Below are 2,168 nucleotides of genomic sequence, written 5' to 3'. Positions count from 1 at the left end.
CCGTCACCCCTGTTCGTCCCGATACGCCGCACGTCCGCGCCCTGCGGTTCCTCGACCTCACGGGCGAGGCCCTGACCGCGCTCGCCATCATCGCCGGGGGCATCGCTGCCTACGGCTACCTGCCGCTCGTCTGACCTGCCGCCACCGCGCGGCTGTCGAGCGCCGCGCCTCCCCGCGTCCTGTGATCCTTGGAGGCTCCTATGCCCTTCGCCAACCCGTTCCGCCGCCAGACTGAAACTCCTACCCTTCGCCAACGAGCCGCCGATCTGAAGGCTGGCCTTGCCAACGCGATGCGCCGACCAGCGCCCCAAGCGAGTGCCGAGCCGGATCCAGCCCCTACCGATGATGTCGAAGTCATCGCTGAGATTGAGTTCGGCGCCTATGACCTCAACACACCCATCAAGACCCCACAGGAATGGGCAGATGCCTTCGCCGAACGTGCGGTGATGCTACACCTTGCCGACCGCACTCTGCGGATGACGAAGCCAGAGACGATGGCCTTCATTCGCGATGCGGGAGAGAAGGACCCGACGCTTCCCGAAGTCATCCTCCGCGGGCTCGATGCGGCCCAGGCAACCCTTGAGGGGTGGAGCAACCTCCTTGGGCTCGCACGAACCCGCTACATCGTCGCCGCGTCAGCGGAATGCGTCGAGACCACCGCTGACGAGAAGCCTCCGGCGTCCGCATCCGTCGAGCCCTTCGCCGACGAGGCCATCACCACCGCAAAGGCTGATGTCGCAACTTACGCGAGCGAAGCGGCTTCCCTCCCATCTGGCAGCATCGATTTCGGCCCCGACGCCCCGATAGCCGAATTGGCCGTCGAGTTCTGCCGGGTCTACGCCGACCACACCAAAGCCGATCAAGCCTTTATGGCCGGCACCCTGTCGGAGGAAGAATGGCAGCCCCGCTACGACGCCACCGTGGCGCTGATGGAGCAGCTAGAGGCGACTGAGCCTAGGACCCTGCTCGGCATGGCTTTGAAGTGCCTTGGTCCGATTGGAGCCGCCGCTTGGGATGTCGCGGTAGAAGGCGACAAGAGTAGGCTGGACCGGTGGGAGCGAACCGGTGTGCAATTTCAGAAGGCAGTGACGGCCGGCACCTTGGCGCCCCCGTCGTCCGTCGAGCCTCGTCCGCTGGACCTAATCGCCGCCGCCGGCCTCAACCTCAAGGAGATGTCCGTGCGCGATCTGGCTTCGCTGCTCGGCGCAGCCAGCGTGTTAGAGGGGACGGCAACCGCCATTCTGTGTCAGCCGCGGTCCCTCACCGGTAGGCAAGTCTCCAAGGAATGCTTCACCTCCTCCGGGCGGGTGATCGAGGCGCTTTCGGACACCTTGTGCGGAGTCTTGGATGCCGCGACCCGCGAGCTTCGAGGCCGTGAGCCTACGAACGAGTCCGAAAACAACGCCCGGCTCGCCGCCATAGCCGAGGCGACGATCTACAACGGCGACGCCGCTGAGATCGCGGCCTTCGCCCGCGAGCTTCTGGCCCTGGTGGAGGCATAGCCATGGACAACGTGATCACCTTCACGCCCCAGTCGCGCCAACCTGAACCCGCTGCCCTCGCACCTCTCGCCGGCCTCACGCTGACGAGGTGAAAAGGCTGCCAAGAACCGGCGGGCGACATCGACGGTCGGATCGAACCAAATTCGGGCGAATGGCAGCGTTGATTGAGCTATGCCATGGCATCAGGCGATCAATCAGCATACTGAACGGTGCCTCATCGCCGTACGATCTGCTCGGCCATAGCGTTGCACCAAAATGACAGCTCTTGAACTCATTCGCGCTGTGGCTCGTGAAGCCCCAGTCAGCATCATCGTCACCGATGCAGTGATCACCTCCCCAGGACCGACCATTGTTTTTGCAAATGCAGCCTTCGAAGTTCTTGTCGGTCGCCAGATCGAGGATATCATCGGACGAAGCCCCCGCTTCATGCATGGCAAAGAAACACGTCGAACCGCGCTTGATATGTTCCGACGTGCTCTTGAGTCCGGTACGCGCTTCCACGGCTACCTAACCAACTACCGAGCTGATGGCACCAAATACCGTGCCGAGATTGATTGCCGGCCAATACATGCTGCTGATGGGCGCATAGAGAACTTCGTGTCATTCGGGCGCGAGGTGTCTCGACGTATCGGTCGCCCTGCGACCAACGCAACCGGTCGATACGAA

Annotated in this window: 2 protein-coding genes; both read left to right on the top strand. The window is 63.1% G+C overall.

Annotated elements, in window-relative coordinates:
• Positions 1–200 precede the first annotated feature (200 nt).
• A complete protein-coding gene (locus MKK53_RS01880; protein WP_243926340.1) occupies positions 201–1,502 on the top strand; it encodes a hypothetical protein in 1,302 nt (433 codons plus the stop codon).
• Positions 1,503–1,757: 255 nt separating this feature from the next.
• Positions 1,758–2,168 (top strand): PAS domain-containing protein (locus MKK53_RS01875; RefSeq protein WP_243926338.1); only part of this gene is annotated, 411 nt, incomplete at its 3' end.

The sequence above is a fragment of the Methylobacterium sp. J-076 genome (assembly GCF_022829405.1).
Taxonomy (GTDB): Bacteria; Pseudomonadota; Alphaproteobacteria; order Rhizobiales; family Beijerinckiaceae; genus Methylobacterium.
The sequence above is the reverse complement of the archived record's forward strand: the minus strand, read 5'-3'. Positions and strand labels throughout refer to the sequence as shown.

Bases quoted from the DNA above. Each gene is read 5' to 3' on its own strand.
- MKK53_RS01880 (WP_243926340.1), top strand. From the start codon at position 201: ATGCCCTTCGCCAACCCGTTCCGCCGCCAGACTGAAACTCCTACCCTT.